This window comes from Burkholderia sp. B21-005, from assembly GCF_020843965.1.
GTDB classification, from domain to species: domain Bacteria; phylum Pseudomonadota; class Gammaproteobacteria; order Burkholderiales; family Burkholderiaceae; genus Burkholderia; species Burkholderia ambifaria.
Window position 1 is genome coordinate 1899250 of sequence record NZ_CP086301.1, and the last position, 18140, is coordinate 1917389.

18 protein-coding genes and 1 pseudogene are annotated in these 18140 nt (G+C 59.3%); 6 read left to right on the forward strand and 13 right to left on the reverse strand.

What is annotated here, in order from left to right; translation table 11 throughout:
• From LMA02_RS08900 to LMA02_RS08910, 3 genes are read left to right on the forward strand one after another with little or no spacing between them, the layout of a single operon-like run.
• Nucleotides 1-942, forward strand: a complete 942-nt coding sequence (locus LMA02_RS08900; protein ID WP_228904360.1) for an alpha/beta hydrolase — start codon at nucleotides 1-3, stop codon at nucleotides 940-942.
• Nucleotides 939-2003, forward strand: coding sequence for a FecCD family ABC transporter permease (locus tag LMA02_RS08905; RefSeq protein WP_228904363.1), 1065 nt, complete (start codon nucleotides 939-941; stop codon nucleotides 2001-2003). The genes LMA02_RS08900 and LMA02_RS08905 overlap by 4 nt, the downstream gene beginning before the upstream one ends.
• On the forward strand, nucleotides 1996-2805 hold the full coding sequence (locus LMA02_RS08910; RefSeq protein WP_228904364.1) for an ABC transporter ATP-binding protein: 810 nt from the start codon (nucleotides 1996-1998) through the stop codon (nucleotides 2803-2805). Before LMA02_RS08905 ends, LMA02_RS08910 begins: the two co-directional genes overlap by 8 nt.
• Nucleotides 2806-3034: 229 nt before the next feature.
• On the opposite strand, the pseudogene LMA02_RS35250 reads toward LMA02_RS08910, so the two are convergent.
• Nucleotides 3035-3160, reverse strand: a pseudogene (locus LMA02_RS35250) (hypothetical protein); the annotation flags it as partial.
• 43 nt (nucleotides 3161-3203) lie between these two features.
• On the opposite strand from LMA02_RS35250, the gene LMA02_RS08915 reads away from it, so the two are divergent.
• Nucleotides 3204-4172 carry a site-specific integrase gene (locus tag LMA02_RS08915; RefSeq protein WP_228904366.1) on the forward strand — a complete coding sequence of 323 codons (969 nt, stop codon included), beginning with the start codon at nucleotides 3204-3206 and terminating at the stop codon, nucleotides 4170-4172.
• A 246-nt stretch (nucleotides 4173-4418) separates the two neighbouring features.
• Nucleotides 4419-5450: a site-specific integrase gene (locus LMA02_RS08920; protein WP_228904368.1), complete on the forward strand. Its 1032-nt coding sequence runs from the start codon at nucleotides 4419-4421 to the stop codon at nucleotides 5448-5450.
• Here LMA02_RS08920 and LMA02_RS08925 read toward each other — a convergent pair.
• The 12 genes from LMA02_RS08925 to LMA02_RS08980 all read right to left on the reverse strand — a co-directional run bounded on the left by LMA02_RS08925 (nucleotide 5422) and on the right by LMA02_RS08980 (nucleotide 16294).
• Nucleotides 5422-6387 (reverse strand): DUF4145 domain-containing protein, encoded by a 966-nt coding sequence (locus LMA02_RS08925; RefSeq protein WP_228904370.1) that lies wholly within the window; start codon nucleotides 6385-6387, stop codon nucleotides 5422-5424. The genes LMA02_RS08920 and LMA02_RS08925 overlap by 29 nt on opposite strands.
• Nucleotides 6388-6635: 248 nt before the next feature.
• Nucleotides 6636-7790 carry a hypothetical protein gene (locus tag LMA02_RS08930; protein ID WP_228904372.1) on the reverse strand — a complete coding sequence of 385 codons (1155 nt, stop codon included), beginning with the start codon at nucleotides 7788-7790 and terminating at the stop codon, nucleotides 6636-6638.
• A 275-nt stretch (nucleotides 7791-8065) separates the two neighbouring features.
• Nucleotides 8066-8566 carry a hypothetical protein gene (locus tag LMA02_RS08935; protein ID WP_228904373.1) on the reverse strand — a complete coding sequence of 167 codons (501 nt, stop codon included), beginning with the start codon at nucleotides 8564-8566 and terminating at the stop codon, nucleotides 8066-8068.
• Nucleotides 8563-9123: a hypothetical protein gene (locus tag LMA02_RS08940; RefSeq protein WP_228904375.1), complete on the reverse strand. Its 561-nt coding sequence runs from the start codon at nucleotides 9121-9123 to the stop codon at nucleotides 8563-8565. The genes LMA02_RS08935 and LMA02_RS08940 overlap by 4 nt, the downstream gene beginning before the upstream one ends.
• 470 nt (nucleotides 9124-9593) lie before the next feature.
• Nucleotides 9594-10142 (reverse strand): hypothetical protein, encoded by a 549-nt coding sequence (locus tag LMA02_RS08945; protein ID WP_228904377.1) that lies wholly within the window; start codon nucleotides 10140-10142, stop codon nucleotides 9594-9596.
• A 25-nt stretch (nucleotides 10143-10167) separates the two neighbouring features.
• The gene (locus tag LMA02_RS08950) at nucleotides 10168-10545 is read right to left on the reverse strand and encodes a hypothetical protein (protein ID WP_228904379.1); all 378 of its coding nucleotides are present in this window, start codon (nucleotides 10543-10545) and stop codon (nucleotides 10168-10170) included.
• A gap of 266 nt (nucleotides 10546-10811) precedes the next feature.
• Nucleotides 10812-13292, reverse strand: a complete 2481-nt coding sequence (locus LMA02_RS08955; RefSeq protein ID WP_228904381.1) for a phage tail fiber protein — start codon at nucleotides 13290-13292, stop codon at nucleotides 10812-10814.
• A 160-nt stretch (nucleotides 13293-13452) separates the two neighbouring features.
• Nucleotides 13453-13809, reverse strand: a complete 357-nt coding sequence (locus LMA02_RS08960) for a hypothetical protein (protein WP_228904383.1) — start codon at nucleotides 13807-13809, stop codon at nucleotides 13453-13455.
• 346 nt (nucleotides 13810-14155) lie between these two features.
• Nucleotides 14156-14371, reverse strand: a complete 216-nt coding sequence (locus tag LMA02_RS08965; protein ID WP_228904386.1) for a hypothetical protein — start codon at nucleotides 14369-14371, stop codon at nucleotides 14156-14158.
• Between the two features lie 382 nt (nucleotides 14372-14753).
• Nucleotides 14754-15254 carry a hypothetical protein gene (locus LMA02_RS08970; protein WP_228904387.1) on the reverse strand — a complete coding sequence of 167 codons (501 nt, stop codon included), beginning with the start codon at nucleotides 15252-15254 and terminating at the stop codon, nucleotides 14754-14756.
• Nucleotides 15255-15256: 2 nt separating this feature from the next.
• Complete coding sequence (locus tag LMA02_RS08975) at nucleotides 15257-15850, reverse strand: recombinase family protein (protein ID WP_228904389.1); 594 nt, start codon at nucleotides 15848-15850, stop codon at nucleotides 15257-15259.
• A gap of 117 nt (nucleotides 15851-15967) precedes the next feature.
• Entirely contained in the window at nucleotides 15968-16294 is a 327-nt protein-coding gene (locus LMA02_RS08980) for a hypothetical protein (protein WP_228904391.1), read from the reverse strand.
• 565 nt (nucleotides 16295-16859) lie between these two features.
• On the opposite strand from LMA02_RS08980, the gene drt2 reads away from it, so the two are divergent.
• On the forward strand, nucleotides 16860-18131 hold the full coding sequence (gene drt2, locus LMA02_RS08985; protein WP_228904393.1) for an antiviral reverse transcriptase Drt2: 1272 nt from the start codon (nucleotides 16860-16862) through the stop codon (nucleotides 18129-18131).
• Nucleotides 18132-18140: the final 9 nt, after the last annotated feature.

The following is an 18140-nucleotide window of genomic DNA, read 5'->3' on the forward strand; positions in this document are numbered from 1 at the left end:
ATGCGCATGCTGCCCTCCTCCATGCGCCGCTCCCTGCTCGTCGCGGGGCTGGCTAGCCCGCTCGGCGGCCGCCTCGCGCCCGCGCTCGCCGCCGATGCGCCCACCTGGCCCGACCTCGACGCCGCGCCGCCTGTCGCGGTGCCGCACAGCCGCCAGTTCGACGTCACGATCGCCGGCCACACGCGACGCCTGTTCGTCGCATTGCCGGCCGAACGATCGAGCACCTCGCCCCATCCGGTGCTCACCGTGCTGGACGGCAACGCGACGTTCCCGCTCGCCGCCCAGCTCGTCCGCAATCGCCGCGCACGCCCGGAGGGCGCGCGCGATGCCGAGGCCGTCGTGATCGGCATCGGTTATCCGGTGGACGGCCCCTACGACATGGCCGCGCGCGCGGCCGACTACACGCTCGCGCCATTGCCGGACGGCCGCGGTGTCGTCGCGGACCGCTTTCTCGACTTCGTCGAGCACGACGTGCAGCCGTGGCTTGCCCGCCAGTTGCCCGTCGACCTTGAGCGGCAGACGCTGTTCGGCCACTCGTACGGCGGCCTGCTGACGCTGTACGCGATGCTCACGCGCCCGCACCTGTTCCGGCGCTACGTGGCCGCCAGCCCGTCGATCTGGTGGGGCGATCGTGCGCTGCTGCCCTATGCCGAGCGGTTCGCCGCGCAGACGGCCCGGCTCGCGCCGCCGCTGCGTCTGCTCGTCACCGTCGGCAGCCTCGAGGAGGGTGCGCCGAACCCCGATGCCGAGCGGATGCGCCGCCAGCAGGTGCGCAAGCAGGTCAGTTCCGCCCGCGACTTCGTCGCGCGCGTGAGCGGCCGAGCCGGCCTCGACGCCGCGTTCCGCCTGATCGACGGCGAGGATCACGGCGGCGTCGTGATGCCGAGCCTCGCGCTTGCGGCACGCGTGCTCTACGCGCCGTCGACAGGAACCCCCGCATGAGCACGACGACACCCGTTTCACCCGCGTCGCTGCGGCTACGCTACCGGGCGATCGCAGCACGGCGCATCGGCGCGCTCGCCATGCTCGCATGCGTGCTCGTCGCGCTACTCGTCGTCGACATCTCGACCGGCCCGTCGCCGTTTCCGGTCGCCGACCTGGTCGGCGGCCTGTTCCGGCCCGACGGCCTGCCGCTCGAACAGCGCGTGATCCTGTGGGACGTGCGCCTGCCTTACGCGCTGATGGCCGTGCTCGTCGGTGCGTCGCTCGGCCTTGCCGGCGCGGAAATGCAGACTGTCCTGAACAACCCGCTCGCCAGCCCGTTCACGCTCGGCATGTCGGCTGCCGCGAGCGTCGGCGCGTCCCTCGTCGTGATTTCCGGCTGGCACCTCGTGCTGTGGAACGAGAACGTCGCGCTGTCGCTCGGCGCGTTCGCATGTGCCAGCGCCGCAACGCTGCTGATCGTCTGGCTCGCGTGGCGCCACGGCGCGACGACCGAAACCGTCGTGCTATTCGGCATCGGCCTGATGTTCAGTTTCGAGGCGCTGCTGTGGCTGCTCCAGTTTCTCGCCGACGCGAATGCGCTGCAGCAGATCGTGTTCTGGAGCATGGGCAGTCTGGCGCGAGCGACCTGGGGCAAGATCGCGCTGCTGACCTGCGTGTTCGCCGTCTGCGCGCTGTGGGCGAGCATCGACGTCGCCGCGCTGACGGCGCTGCGCGCCGGCGACGAGCAAGCGCGCAGCATGGGTATTGCGGTCGAACGGCTACGACTCGTCGCACTCGTGCGCATCAGCCTCTTGTCTGCGACGGCGCTCTCGTTCGTCGGCACGATCGGCTTCGTCGGTCTCGTCGGGCCGCACGTCGCACGGCTGCTGGTCGGCGACGAGCATCGCTACTATCTGCCGGGCGCGGCGCTCGCCGGTGCGATCATGCTGGCCGGCGCGTCGGTGCTCAGCAAGACGCTGATTCCGGGTGTAACGCTGCCGATCGGCATCATCACGGCGCTGGTCGGCGTGCCCCTGTTCATGCTGCTCGTCAGCCGGCGCAGGAGGCTCGATGGCTGAGCCGATGCTGCATCTCGACTCGTTGTCCGCCCGCTACGGCGCCCGGGTCGTGCTCGACGGCCTGTCCCTGGCGCCTGTCGAACCGGGCGCGACGATCGGGCTGCTCGGGCCGAACGGCGTCGGCAAATCGACGCTGCTGCGCGCGCTGGCGCGGCTCGCGGACGCAACCGGCCGCGCGACGTTCGGCGGCTTCGACCTCCTGCACGGGCCGCGCCTCGAGCACACACGACAAGTCGGCTACCTGCCGCAGACCTTGCCGCAGCCTTCATCGCTGCTCGTGTACGAAGCCGTGCGGAGCGCGTTGCGCGCGACCTGCGGCGGCCTCTCCGACGCCACGCGCGACCACCGGCTGCAACAGGTGTTCACGCGGTTGCGGCTGCACGCGCTGGCGATGTCGCCGCTCGACCGGTTGTCGGGCGGCCAGCGGCAGATGGTCGGGCTCGCGCAGGTGCTCGTGCGCGACACGCCGCTGCTGCTGCTCGACGAGCCGACCAGTGCACTCGATCTACGCTGGCAATTGCTCGCGCTGGAGGCGGTCGGCGACGCGGCCCGCCGGTGCGGCGCAATCGTGCTTGTCGCGATGCATGACCTGAATCTCGCGTCGCGTTTCTGCGACCGGCTCGTGCTGCTGGGCGCCGACGGGCTCGTCGCGGATGGTGCGCCGGTCGACGTGCTGACGCCGCAAAACCTGCGGCGCGCGTACCGCGTCGATGCGCGGATCGAGCGCACGGCGTCGGGCGACTACGTCGCGCTGGCCGAACGCGCGATTCCGGATGATGTTGCCGTTGCGTTCGACGCATGACGCGGGGATGGGTATGAGGGCCGTCGGGCTTGTCGATGGCGTCGGGCGACGTAGCCGGCCGTAAGCCGCACGACAACGGAATATGCGGGAGCTGCCGCGCTTCACCGGCCCGGAAATGAAAAACCCGCATCGGCGCGGTGCCGATGCGGGCCTGACGGATTGCCAGCGGCTGCGCTTCACGCGCGCGGCGTCGTACTCGCTCGCCGCGGCACTCAGGCATCCGGCGGTATTACTCCTGCCCCTGACTCGTCAGGAATTCCTCGTAATTGCCGCCGAAGTCGAACAGCGTGCCGTCCGTGCGCACTTCGATGATCCGGTTCGCCAGCCCGCTCACGAACTCGCGGTCGTGCGACACGAGACCCCTTTCATGTTCTTAATCAATCACTTGGAGAACATGAATGGCCACAATCACCCTGCGTGGGACAAAATGGCAGGTCAAAATCCGCCGTAAAGGGCTTCCCAGCCTGTCCGCAACTTTCGCCAGTGAGGAAGCCGCTACGCGCTGGGCTGCGGAACACGAGTGCGGACACGCGGCCAAGCCCATCGATACCGGCCCCACCGTCGGGGACCTGTTCCGGAAGTACATAGAACATCCTACGCCCGGAAAGCGGTCAAGTGAGTGGGACCGCCGCACGCTGCAACGTCTGCTCAAGAAGGAAAAGAAACTCTGTTCCGTTCCTGCTGCCCAGCTCAACAAGTCCCATCTTGCCGAATGGCGCGACCGGCGCATAACGGAAGTGCTCGGTAGCTCCGTAGGTCGTGAGCTGGACGCCATCTCAGCCGTCTACCGAGTCGCGATAGACGAGTGGGACCTGGGCATCACGGACAACCCAGTGCGTGGCTTCCGCCGCCCTAAGCTCCCCCTCCCGCGTGACGTGCGGCTAATGGCCGGTGACGACGAGCGGCTGATTGAGAAGGCCATAGACTTCAACCGCGAGATTGCCCCGGCAATCATTCTTGCCATCGAGACCGCCATGCGTCAGGGGGAAATTGCCAAGCTACGATGGGAGCACATCGACCTTGAGGCGCGCACCGCCTTTCTTCCCATGACGAAGAATGGAACGCCCCGCAAAGTCCCGCTATCGACTCGGGCCATCGAGGCTCTAACGTGGTGTCCCCCACCTCACAAAGGCCGCGTCTTCAAGCTGACGCAGTCCGCTATGAAGTACGCCTTCTGCCGTGTCCGCGATGAATGCGGGCTGGGTACGCTCCACTTCCATGACCTGCGGCATGAGGCAGCTAGCCGCCTGTTTGAGAAGGGGCTGAATGTGATGGAAGTGGCAGCCATCACCGGCCATAAGAATCTGAAGCACCTCCAGCGCTACACACACCTTCGTGCGGAAGATCTAGCGCTCAAACTGGGATAACGGTTCGCGGGCATGCATACTCACTACGCGTGCCCGCCCCGCTGCGCGAGCTCAAAAAAACAGCGCGCGGCGCTTTTTCACGCGCGACTGAGGCTGAGTCATATAGCAAGGTCATCCAACATCGGAACACATTCGCAAGTGGAATGCTGAGCAGCGAATGTTGGTTTTCCACTATACCCCATGGGCTTACGCAAGCCCCCCTCCCGTTGCTACCGTGCCCCCTGACAGTCCATCAGAGGGGTACCAATGGAGCACATCATCAAACTCCCTAGCGGGCGGTTTCAGGCCCGTATCTCCTATTCGGACGGGAAGGTAAAGACCCGTAGCTTTGCCACCCTTGAAGAAGCCGAGCAATGGCTACAAGGCCACCTCCCGGACGGGAAGATGCTCTCCGTCAGCAATGCGATCAAGCACGCGTCGAAGGTGGCGATACCTGTCGTACAACCTCCCTCCCCGCTCCGTGACCTCACGCTAAGAGAGGCCCTTGAGAAATACGCGCAAGAGGTAACACCGCTCAAGAAAAGCGCGCGTACTGAGCTCGGCATCCTTGGGCGCTGGCTCAAAAATCCACTGGCGGACCGGCCCCTCTACAGCATCCGTGGGGCCGATTTGACAGCGTACATGAATCAACGCTTGGCGCGGGGAATCGCAATTGCCACCATACGCACTGAGATTGCATTGATTTCCCACCTGTACGAAGTTGCGCGCACTGACTGGGGTTATGAGAGCCTACTGAATCCCAGGAAGGCTATGCGTAGAATCAAGCAGGGGAATGTTAGGGACCGCCGGCTCCGGCCGGGGGAGTTCGATAAGATCATGGCGTGGTGCGACCGGAATGGAGACCAATGGCTCAAGGTCGCCGTAATCGTTGCGGTGGAAACGGCGATGAGAAGCGGTGAGATAGCCTCGCTCACTTGGCCGAATATCAACCTAGACTGTCAGCTCGCATATCTCCCCGATACCAAGAACGGCACACCCCGCATGGTCCCCCTATCCCGTGCAGCAGTTGCAGCGCTCCGAACGCTCCCAGTGAACTCAGACAGGTACGTCTTCGACATCCTCAAGGGGAGCATAGCGCGGCGCTTCAAGCTGGCCCGCATTGCTTGTGATATGGAGGACTTCAAATTCCATGACCTCCGGCATGAGGCCGTATCTCGCCTATTCGAGAAGGGTTTCAACATGATGGAGGCTGCAGCCATCAGCGGACACAAGACGCTTCAAATGCTCAAGCGCTACACACATCTGGACCCTAGGAGCCTGCTGGTGCGGCTGGGGTAGAGTTTCCCAGGAGGGCCAGCAGATTATTCACAGGTGCTACCGCCGGGGCCTGTTGTGGCGGTGACGGTGAGTCGAAAGTCTGCACATTAACCGGCTTGCCGCTCGTGCCTACTGACTGGACAGGCCCTAGCTGAACCCAGTCAACAGCGCCGCTGTTAATCTCTGCCACTAGTTGAGATTCAAACGCGACCAAATCTGCGGAAACTCTTCTACGGCCACGCCCCAAAATCGCAATAAGCCCACGCGGCCCAGAACCGGCCGAAGCAGCCAGATTAGCCTTAACCAGACCCTTAAAATCATCGTAGTTATCAATGATTTGCTCAAGAGTGCCCGCAAGATTCCTTATAATATAAACCGCATGCAGAAGATGATCAATAATTCTGAGCGCAACCATGAGATTTTTCTCGCTCGCCGCCGTCATTTCATGAGCTGCGTCGTTCCCAAGGAAACGAATTGAATGGAGCAAATTCGCATCAGTTTGGGAAAGCAGCCCCATTTTCGCAAGGTTATTAATTCGCGCACTCAGATCTCTCCCAGAAACAGAACGCTCATTGCATATTGCCTCAACAGTTGCCCGGAACCCAATACCCGTCAAAATATATAGATTGTTTTTGAAAGCCGATAGACTCTCCTGATAAATCTTTCGAACAACCTCCGGTATTGAATGAACTTCCTCCGCCTCCTTATGACCCTCTATTGATTTAGGGTATATGCTTATATTTGTATCATGCTCCCACTCATCATCACCCACTTGATAGAGTGACTCGTAATCATGGAACTCCTGCCGAAATGAAAAGGTATCACAACCCAAACAGCGCACAATTCGGTATTTCGTTTCCGCGTGATAGCCGTCATAGTCCGTATCTGACTGTTCGGCGCACACCTCGTGATTAGTAGAACAGTTACACGACCGACAATAATTTCTGATTTTATTCATCGCTAACCCCGATTTTTCTGGCTCGCTGCTGGAAGCAGACGCCCAAGCATACCCCACGCTTACGCCCCCTACTAAGGTGGCTGAGGGTGAACTGATGATTATAGGAGACGGATGGCCAGAGGGTGGGTGCTCCGGTGCATGCCCCGTCCTCCTTTATACCCAATTCATCGATAGAGTCACACCGCATGGCTCCAGTAGTCAGCCAAGATATGCCTATGCCCCGTTACTGGATTCCATGCGGACACCCATCAGGCAACGCTTACCGCCCCTTCCAAGCCTGTATAAGTGTGAAACTCTTCGAGCATGATGGCCCTAGCCTCATCCGCCCTGCCAGCAGCCACGATGGCAGCATCGTGAACAGGCAGTGCGACGATGCCCGCATCCTTCATGCGCAGCAGCGCCGAAACCATGATCTGGCTCTCCTTGAACATGACCGCCAAACCCTCCTGCTTATGGAAGTGGTCCGCAATGGCTGGGTGATGCCTCAGGATTGCGCTACCTACGCTCGCCACCTTCGTCCCCCTGGGAAATAACTCTTGGACCTTCCCAGGGAATCTGACGAGCTGAGTTCTAGTGTTAATCATCGCTGCAAAAAGTTTCTTGATTCCATCCCGGTACGCTTCGTATCCGGGAATGGCATACGCGTCGCGGTCCATCTTGGCTCCAGCGATGCCGTAGAGAATTCGCGGCCCCACTTGGCTGAAGTCCAGTTCCACCGCTCGCTCTCCATCAATGAGCAAGTCCTTCCGCTCGTTCTTGTTCATTCGCTGCCAGAATCCACCAAATAGCCGCCCGCCCAGTTCGAAGCTGCCCGAGTTGAAATAGCGCTTTAAGTGCCGGTCCTCTAAGTCAACGTCGGACCATGATGAGCTGACTAGCTTGATGTCTGCGCTGCGCACCCAACCGTTAATCTCACGTACCTGCTCACGATATCGGCGTGTCTCTTCTGTGTCGTCATATTCCAGCCGTTCAGGGTCATCCCAGTGGTCTTCCCGCGCGTCTTTGAGGACAATGACCTCTTCCCCCTCTCGCCTATCAAAATCGCCCCAGCCAATGCCAAGGCGGAAAGCACGAGCAAGCAACGCTTCGGATGCTCTAAACGTCGTCTGCGGGCCTCTTGCGAATGCTGAGGGCTCACCCTTGCGCTGCTCCAGGAGGCCCACAGTGCCGCTTGAAAGGGCATCCAATACCACCGCGATACTCTCGCGTAGCACGGGGGCCCTGTACCGACTCTTCCGCCCCAGCTTCGATTTTGCTCGGGGGATTGTCACCCATTGCTCTGAAGCCTCTAGCTCGCGATACACCGCTTCGCACACAAGCGCTTCCACCTGAGCCTCAAACATCTGTTGGTCTGCTGCGCGTCTTGCTCGCTTCCTCAGCATAGCCGCTTCGGCCTTGCTCACTACCTCTCGAACAAGCTCATCCATCGGCTCACTTCCCGAGACCAGGAAGCCGCTAAAGTGTCGGTCTCGTGCCTCCGACTCATCGACCAGCACACCGCCCATATTCATCCCTCTATAAAAGCGAAAGCCCCCACCGAAGTGAGGGCTCAAATTGACTTGATGTCGTTCGTTGCGCGCGCATCTTTCCTTGAATTCCTACCGAATCTTGACTAGCCTGCCGCTGGCAGGCTATGCAGTAGCGGCCTCAATCGCGGCGCCTTTCCGCTTTCGCGGCGTCATCCCGGTTCTCCCAGCGTTGCCGTGAATCCCGCCCAGAGCTTGCCGTTCCGGATGTTGCTGATGGTCATGGCCGACACGCCGTAACGAGCCGCGAGCGCTGCGCCCGTATCAGTAGACCGCCAGATTTCCGCCACCTGAGTCTCAGTCAGCTTAGACTTTCCGGCATGGCTCGCAGGTGCGGGTTTCTGATTGCCCGCGGCTGCCCGCTCCGCGTGGACACGTGCGCTGATCTTTGCGTTTTCCTCCCTGGCCTTCTGAAGCCATGCCGGTAGCTGTCGTGCAGGAGTCTGGATGCTGTCCGCAGTCTTGGATTCAGGCAGGGTGGAGCTGGCCTCTACATCGGCCCACGTGCGTTCCCTGCGGGGAGCCGGTGGCTTTGCATGAGCGGGACTGCGGGTAGGCTCAGCGGCCTCACCTGCTTTGCGCGCGGCCTCCCGCGCTTCCGCCAGTAGGTCCTGACCTTCCCAAGGCGGAATGTCTTTAGTGTCAGTGGTCATGCCAGCGCCTCCAGTGCAGCATCCAGCTTCGCGGTACGCGCTGTTGCCCGGCCCATCTCAGCGGTTTCAAGCCCAGCGATGTACAGGCCAGCGCGGCCATACACTTCCACCAGCCATCCACCCAGTAGTCGGGTTACTCGGGGAGGCAAATCGCGGTAGACGCGCACTGCCCGACCGGTCCGCGAGTTGTGCGAGATACCTACGTTGACATCCGTAAGGCGCATCACTCGGCGCACGAGCTGGAACATGAAAGCTTCGTCCGATGGGAACCGTGCGGGACGCTCATGCTGGAGCAGATACAGCGCCAGGACTACGCTCGCAATCTCATCGGGCTTCACGTTGTCAGCCAGCTTGATGACCTCCTTGTTGGCGCGCGCTTCGTTACGGTTGTACGGTTCCCCCTGGAACATGCGCGCTTGCGATGCTCTGCTGTGGTCGGCAAGTGCCGCCCAGCTTGCCCTGAGCATTCCCCACGCCGGGTTGTCTGGATTCCGTTTGAGGCAACTAGCGATGCGCTGGCGGTACGGCTTCAGCTCGCTGACTTCCACACCCTGCATGCGCGGGTGGCCGTGGCGCTGCTGGGCGCGCCTATGTGTATTGCAGAGTGGCGAATAGCCGCCTGCCTTCAGGCCGCAGCCCAATACAGAACATAACTTCATGGTCGATTGAATTTGATGAAATGGAGTGCCCGTAAGAACGGAGACAAGCGAACACGCAAAAACACAGAGGTATCCAGAGAATGTCCATAGGAACCCACCAGAGTCTCTGTAGCGGTCTCGTTGAGCCGGCCCGCCTGTAACGCCTGAGTGGCGTCCCTCTGGTTCTCTAGGTTGACGTACTCCAGGAACTCGGGATTGAACGTTTGGAGCGCCGTTAGAAGCCTGAGAAGCTGCGGTGCTGAGTAGTTATCAACAGGCCGCTCCTGAGACGGAGAGAAGACCTGACGGCCCGTAACGCGAACCTCTGGGCGGCTAGTGATGGACAGCGGCGAGTTTGGCGATTAAGGCCCGATGGCGGCGTGAGGTCGTTAGGTCAATGATTCAGGCATCTTGAAACCGTAGGCGTTCGAGCCGGGGACTCCGCCCGTAACGCGGTTGTTGATGGATTCCTGGGAGGTGTATGCATTGACGGCACCGCCAGCAATCTGGAGGCCTGTACCAATGAGGCTCGGCTGTTGGATGCTGGCTGTTCGGGAGACTGCTTGTGCGTAGCTGCCGCTGAGCTGGTTGACCATCTGCCGCTGCTGCGATGACGCATTCGCCTGCATTGTGGCGATGTCCTGACCAGCGTTGAAGTTGGCTTCGTTCGCCACGCGGTCGTTACTACCCCCGCCGTTGGTCCCAGAGTCGGCCGCAAGGGCCTGGAGGTGTCCCGTTTCGATCATCGCCTGGCGGGCTCGCTCTGACATCTGCTCGGCCGCTGCCTGGTTCTGCTGGGTCATCTCGTTCTTCGTCTGCACTACCTGCGAGTCATAGGCTTCCTGAGCTGCATGCTCTTGCCTCCGCGAGGTGTCGCTAGCCTGCACATAAGAGGCAGCCGCTGCCGCCGCGCTCATAGCCATGCTCGCGATGGTCATGGTCGATAGCGTGAGGCTCGTCGGCTCACACATGGCGCGCCACCTCATAGAAGAAGCGGAAGCTGCCCGGCGGCCCTTGGTCGGGCGCTACTTCACCGATGACAAAGCCCAAGTGCTCCAGCAGCGTCATTGCTTCCGCATTGTTCGATGCGACGGTATTGGCCAGCGGTACATCAGCATCACGGACGCCATCGAGCCAAGCGCGCGCATGCGACAGGAGCTCACGGGTATGGCCCGCAACGGCTGCGGAACAGCGCATCCACGGTACGTTGACCATCGGATAGCGGACGAGAACAAACAGAGCCTCAGTCTCGCCATCGAAGAGCAAGGCCCAGGTCTCAGCCGATACCCGGACGGATTCCGAAAGGCGCGCTTCCGGCGAACCGGTCCAGGTCAGGGCCATCTCAGCGATATCCGATTGGCGAAGCTTAGGGACCAGCTCGGTCGCATCTTCGGGAGTCGCTGGGCGGTACGTGATGCGACTGGATGTGGAGACCGGAGGCCAGCCGGATGGAGGTGTGAAGGGGGCCGCAGTTCCGTTGGTCGGGTGCTGGGAATCGAGTGGTTCAGGCATGTTGGTGTACCTACTTGCACGGACGAGTGGGAATGAAAAGGCCCCAGCAGAATTAACTACTGGGGCCGTGATGAAACGCTGGAGTCACAACGCGATCAACGAGCGTGAAGGATTGCGTCTTGCTGGTTACTGGACATGATTCGATAGCCGAGTTCGTGCGGATGGAGGCCATCACCAGTGAACGCCATGACAGGAGCACCAACGAACGGTTCGGTGTTGTCGATGTGGTCCTTTCCGACAGATGCAGCTACATCGCGGATTGCGGCCCGGACATCCCGCATGCCCAAGTAATAGGTTGGCAGCCCATCATTGAGCGCCGCATTGGCTGACATCAGGATGGCGTCACAACCGATGGGAAGCAGAGACAGCATCTTTTTCAAGTTGGTCTTCAGTTGCTGAACCGTGTTCCAGCTCCCGTTCAGGGACTTGATGCGGTCATTGGTGCCAAGCTGGAAGAATGCGAACGAATCACTGGTCTCCAGCGCTACACCCTTACCGAACCCGTTGTTGGTCGGGTACGTAGTCGATGCGGTGTAGTTGAACGCAACCAGCCCCTCCAGATAGAGGGAAGCCGGGTTCTCCGCCACTCGGTTTTTAAGAGTCAGCGAGGTGGCACCAGGAGGCACGGTTACGATGTGCTGCTGTTGGTAGGACGGCTGGCCCTGAGTGCTGAATGAGTCGATGAGTGCGCCGCCGTTGAACACGTCAACAGTCCCACCATTGCCAATCTGGGAATACGCGATGCCAAGTCGATCAGCTCCAGCAGGAATCGGACAGACGACTGTGTAAGCGCCATCCGTGTACATATCGAGCTGAATCTGCTCGCCCGTGATGGTGGGCCGTGAGGCTACGCTTTTGTTGCTGTTCCCGGTTACCGTGATGGTCGCGCCAAATTCCGATTCAGCTTTTTTGTACGGCGGCTGAGTGGTGTTCGTGGTCGGAAAGTTGTACGTGAGATACGAGCGGGTGTCAGCGCCGTTGATCCCCTGGTTCTTGATCCGAATCTTCTTGGTGATGAGAATGCCACCCATGTAGTTCGTCACTGTGGCCGCGCCAGTGTTGCTCATGTAGACCCGCACCGTGGCGTTACGGACGAACGGGAAGGAATACTTGGTGCGCCGGTTGTAATACACCGTGGCCCCTTGCATGTTGTCTCCACCGATATCCGTTCCGTTCAGCAGGACGCGATAGGAGCCGCTTGCTCCGGTTCCATCGTGGACCACGTAGAACTCTTCGCCCGTGAGCTTGAACTCGAACCATGCGTTTTGATTCTGGGCAATTGACCAGCGGCGCTGACGACCGGCATCAGAGGCCGGGGAATCATCCGTGCTCATCACGCCCGTCCCGCCGTAGGTGAAGCCCCCATCATCCACAAGGCCCAGCGTAAGGTCCCGTGAGTGCGTTGTGATGCACTGCCCGTTACCAGCACCTACGGTTGCATAAGGCCAGTCCTGGTGAGTAGTGGTTACCGCCCACGATGAGCCAAGCTGTTCAGCAAACCAGCGCTTCATGTTGTTCACGTAGCTACCGGTGGCGGCGCTGTCTCGGGGATCACCAAGGGTGCCGTTACGGGGCTCCGTTGCTTCCATACCGGAGGCCCCACTGCCCCACGTGATTGAGTCTCCGATGTACGCGATTCCAAGGAGCTGCGTGAACGGATCAGAGAGCGCGGCAAGCAGCCTTTTCAACTGCCCACCGTAGTACTGCGCCGAGCCAGAGCGCCCGAAGAAGCTAGCAGGTTCGTGGGTCCATCGCACTTTTCCGCCAAGCTTGAACCCGCCATTGCGGTACGAGTTCTGAGTAGGGATTGCGGAAACAGCGTAGACCTTGCCCTCCAGGTCAACAACGGTGTTCTTGAATTTCGCTTCGAACTTCGAGAAGGCCGAATCATCGGTGGTTGAACCGTCACCCACTGCCCCAAAGTCTGCAACCTTCTTGCTTTCCCGTGCCTTGTCCTGGAAGGTACGCGGGACGGCTCCAGTGCCATCCTGAATGAACACACCAGTGCCGCTACCGGCCCCGGCCATGATCTGCTCAGCGTATCGCTTTGCGGTGTCTACTGCGACCACATCGGCTGCTGTAGCAAATGCACGTGTGCTGGCATCCCCCGCATCCGCATATGCGCGGTCTGCTACTGAGTTCGATGCAGACGTGGAATCCACGTAGCGTTTAGTAGCTGCATCCGTAGCGGCAGCCGGATCACCGAGATTGACGATGCGGTTTCCCAGGGCGTTAAACATACCGGGATAGACATAGCCCATTTTGGTGCTGGCTTCGTCAATCGCCTCCTGCATGCAGTACAGGAGTTGAAGCGTCTCCAGATTCAGATCCGATTCAGTGAGCGTGGAGGCGTCCTGATACGTGACCTCGGCGGGGGTCTTCGGGGTGTTCCGCCGGATTTCAACCGTGGACCCTACCGGCGCATTGACGCTGACCGCGCTGGAGTTGATCCAGGAAAATGCGCCCGTAGGCACGTCATTAATCCGCACCTCGATGTGAGCCTTGTCGAGATACTGAAATGGGAATGTATAGGGCGTGACTGCGCCCGTTCCTGTAAAGGAAGCGCGAGAGTACATAGGGGATGTCTTAGGAGAAAGGAAATGCCCGCTGAGGGAACGGGGCTTGTGTGCGGACCGTGCGACTTCTCAGCCACACGGCGGTTTGATCATCGGAAATGTGCGCTCCCCAGGAGACAGGCGAGCGCGGTGGGCAGTTAGTGTGCTGAGCTAACGCGCGTTATTCAGCTGATTGCTGAATCTGGTAAGCCGCGCGCTGCTGGCTTGCCCCTGCTACGGCAGCGGAACAACGCATCCACGGCACGTTATCGCCATGCTGGTGGACGAGGCCAAACAGGGCCTCTACTGCGCCGTCAACCAGCAACGCCCAGGACTCGAAGGAGGCACGGATAGATTCCCGTAGGCTGGTCTCTGGGGATCCCGGTGAGCTGCCCCAACGCGCGCCCAATTCGGCAATGTCGATGTTGCTCAGCTTGGGAGCCAATTCAGCCGCATCTTCGGGGGTCGCTTGGCAAAACGTAACGCGGCCGGAATGCGAGACCGGCGGGAGGTCGAATGGAGGCTTGGAGGGGTTCATAAGGGTCCTTATGGTGGGCGGAGGATGGACGCGACCAGCCCTGCCCGGTGGGCATGGAAGCGAGGGGGATGGGATTGATGCAAACGAGACGGGGCCGCGCTATTCGCGAGGCTGGTATCCAAGTGCTCGTTACGGCGAGAGTGGTCTTTTAGCCGTGCCCATCTGCGAGAGTCGGGGTTAAGAACAGTGCCCGTATCTACGAGAGTGAGGGTTTAGCAAGCGAATCGCCGCAAAAGTCCCGTCCAGCTTGCCGCTCGGACTGGTCGACAAAAACAAAAAGCGCCAGCCGTTTCCGGGAGGCGCTTCTACGGGATTACTGGCTGATCTCTCAGCCACTAAGGGGCACTCAGGCCGGGGAGCTGGAGACCAACCAGCGGCGCACCACCAGCGCCTCCCAGCTACGGGCTTCGGTGTCGCGGAAGGTTTCCAACAGACGGGGCTTACGGTTGCGCTCAACGTAGTCACGGAGCAGCAGGAATTCACGGGAGCCGATGCGGAGGGACGTGGTGCCCTGGTCGATGCTGAAGGAGAAACGGCGGGTGCTGATGGTGAACTGGAACATGCAAAACACTCCTGGGAGCAAGTGCGCTTGGCGGTTTGCTTCGCGTCACGGGAAACTCATGATACATACAGTGTATGTATATCGTCAACTCATGCACGCGGCCCGTAATCAGGATGTTCACCTAGCTTGACTAGCAACAGCTCCCAGGCTGCCAGAGGCATTGGGCGGTGATTCGAGCTGCCCTCTGGTGCACTCCAGGCATGCCATGCGGTGAGCGATGCGTGTACGAGCTGGGCCGCTTCCCCACGCGTTAGACCGTGCCGCTTGATGGTCTCTCGCAATTGCTCAGGGCTGGGTTTGGTGATTTCGGTCATAGCGTTCCTACGGTTCGTGATGTGGAACCGAAAGTTTACGCGCCGTGGTTAACCGGTGTCACGCTACATCACTGCTTCTGGCTGTCGAAATATTCGCGATATCGCTCAAGCACCGTGCCGAACGCGTCGCGCAGCCATACTTCCTCATCTCCGATGTCTAGGATGAGGTGCTCATCGCCTAGCGAATCCCCCGCCCTGGTCACGCCTGCGAACGCCCCCACTCTCCGCTTCTTTGCATAGGCAGGCCGGTAACCGTCAAGCTCACGGTGCTTTGAGTTGTTTGCTGCGCTCACTACTGCGCGAAACTCTGGCAACTCATGAATAGCCAGCGCGGTTACCTCTTCCGGGGTCCGGTCACCCAGTTCCTTAGCCTCAATTGAGAGTTTCGCCCTGCGTGTCGTGCCGTCTTTAACTAGCCAGTCAAGCAGGTGAAACAGCGTAACCGACACCAGATAGGCATTGACTGGAGACTGGTCGTGATAAAAGCTTTCGTATTGACCGCACGCGAGCCTGAACAGGTCCGGCGCGGTCAGGTCGAAGAATCCCTCTTTGGGAAATTGCTGTTCCATGCTCAGCTCACCTCCGGCGTAATCACCTTCTCACGCAGCCGCATGATGGTCTGACGGCTGGTCTTAAAGTCCCGCGCCAAGGCCGCGACAGCTTCCCCATTGGCCAGTCGCTGAGCTACTTCCGCCTGTTGCTCACTGTTCAGCGCTGATGGCCTGCCGAATTGCTTCCCCTCCGCACGAGCTCGCTGGATGCCTGCATTGGTCCGCTCAATCAACAGGTCCCGTTCAAACTCAGCTACGGCGTTCAGGACCTGCATCGTCATCTTCCCCGCTGCGCTGGTCAGATCAACGCCACCCAGGGCAAGACAGTGGACCTTCACTCCCAAGCCCGCCAAGGCCTCTACGGTAGCCCGCACGTCCATCGCATTGCGGCCCAGCCGGTCCAGCTTGGTCACGACCAGGACATCGCCTGATTCCATGCGGTCCATCAAGCGAGTGAAACCGGGGCGCTCAGAGGCAGCTACAGAGCCACTGATGGATTCCTCCACGATGCGCCGCTTGTCGATAGCGAATCCAGCCCGTTCAATCTCCAAGCGCTGGTTCTCGGTGGCTTGGTCGTGGGTGGACACGCGGCAGTAAGCGAAGACACGGGACATAACGGACACCTGTACGAAAGAGATGTACGAATCATATGCAGTGTCCGAATAGTTTACAAGCATACTTTCGTACACTCCTGGCGACCCCTGTCCGAAAGGGAACGGTTTTAGACTCCCTCAATATCCATCCATGAAGGTCACTTCGCCCGCGATGTGATCCCCCTTCCAATACCTAAGTAGCGTTGCGTACACATCCTTCATGAGTTCGTCATCCAAAGCGGCTTCCGCTCCCACATAGCCAGCTCCTTGCTCGAAAGTCGGGTACCTCATCAGCATCGTGGGGTTGCTGTCTTCTAAACCTATCGGAGTCAGCTCTTCCGGAAGAGTAGACAGATGAACCTGACCGGCTTTGTCAACCCAAAGAACGTGATGCCCCTGCTCGTCGTCGGCAGCCGCAAAGACCGTACGCAGCTGGTCAATGGACGGGGACTTGTTCAGATTCATGGCAACCTCCGGTAGTTGATGAGCGGAAAAGTATCCACCCTGCTTGTCCATATGAAAAGTGCCGAAGGGCCGATGAGACGCGCCCCCGCATCAGGGTATCGCGCGGGTTACCTGATGCGCGGCAGAGGGGCTGCGCGTGACGATGCGCGCGCGCGTAGAAACGGGAGGGCCACCGGGGGGATTTTCGCGGCGGGACTTTATCAGATGCCCTCTCGAAAATTTGCCAAAAACAATTGCGCCTTTCGCTGTCCACTCTTGCGAAACTGAAGCACCTCCTTTATATTCAAGAGGCTCATCGGATTTGCCGATGAGGAAAGTGACAGGTTGTCAAGCCACGCGAATCCGCTCCATGAGCTGAGACGCAACGCGGACAACACGTAGAACAGGACTTCCGTCATACGGACCTCTACGATGATACTGCCATGATACTGCATTTCTAACATTTAGCGGCCAAAGCTCAGTTTTCGGACTGAGTGAGATAATGTGAAGAACATTGTTGTATATCCGGGGAGGCGGTTACTGGAATGCCGCCAACCATCGCCCCCCCGGTTTGCTAGGTATATCGATGAGCGAGCCAGCCGAGTGGTTTAAGCGACGAAGGTATTTGCACTTTGACTTACCAATCAGCGAACCCGCTGCGGTCGCAATCACCGGAAATCCAACTGTAGTCGCACGTCACGCCTTCTATCCGTTTATCCGATTCACGGTTAAAAGTCGAAAAGTGAAATGGGACAAACTGTCTAAGCGCCTAATGACGAGCGAGAAGGAGCGTCCTGTCAGTTATGCATCACACGTCGATAGCCATATCTACGCCTTCTACGCCTCGATATTGAGCCAACACTACGAGGATTATCTCAAAGAAGTTGGGTACCAATCTTCCGTGCTCGCTTTTCGGAAACTCGGAAAGAGTAACATTGAATTTGCCAAAGACGCGTTCGACGCCATCAAGAAAATGGAAGGCGCTGATGTCATCGCCGCCGACATCAGCGATTTCTTTGGAAGTCTAAATCACCAAATTCTGAAGGCAAGCTGGGCAAAAATCCTCAAGACCAAGGAACTGCCGAGTGACCATTACAACGTTTTCAAGTCACTCACCCGATTTACATGGGTCGACAAGAATTATTTATATAAGTGCCTGGGAATTTCAATCCACAATCCCAGAGGCTTCGGGGCTCGCATTTGCGAACCAGAAATCTTCCGCACTGTGGTTCGCAAGCTCGGCCTTATTCAACGAAATGCGACAGACAGAGGGATCCCCCAAGGATCGCCTATCAGCGCCCTGCTGTCTAACATTTACATGACCGACTTTGATCAAGCGATGTGGACTTCCGTCGCGTCAATAGGCGGACAATACTTCCGATACTGCGATGACATGCTGATCATTGCACCGGAAGGAAAGGGCAAAGAGTTTATGCAGCTTGCGCGTGAGCTCGCGGATTTGTATGCACTCCCCTTACACCCGAAGAAGACTGAAGAGAGATTCTTTACATCAAGCTCAGGGAAGTTGCTGGCTGACAAGCCACTGCAATACCTTGGATTTATTTTCGACGGTCAGCAGGTATCGCTTCGGTCAGCGTCGCTCGCTCGTTATTCCGAACGCATGAGAAGAGGTATCCGCTTGGCGCGAGTGACCATGCAGGCTCGGAATACTCTTCGCGTAGAACGGGGCGAAAGTCCCAGACCTCTGTACAAGGGCAAACTGTATCGACGTTACTCTTACCTCGGGCGTCGGAACTTTGTCTCTTATGCGATACGCGCAGCAAACATTCTGGACGAAAAAGCCATAAAACGGCAGGTGAAGCCCCTCTGGAAAAGGCTACGTAACCAGATGAAATAAGTGTAATCT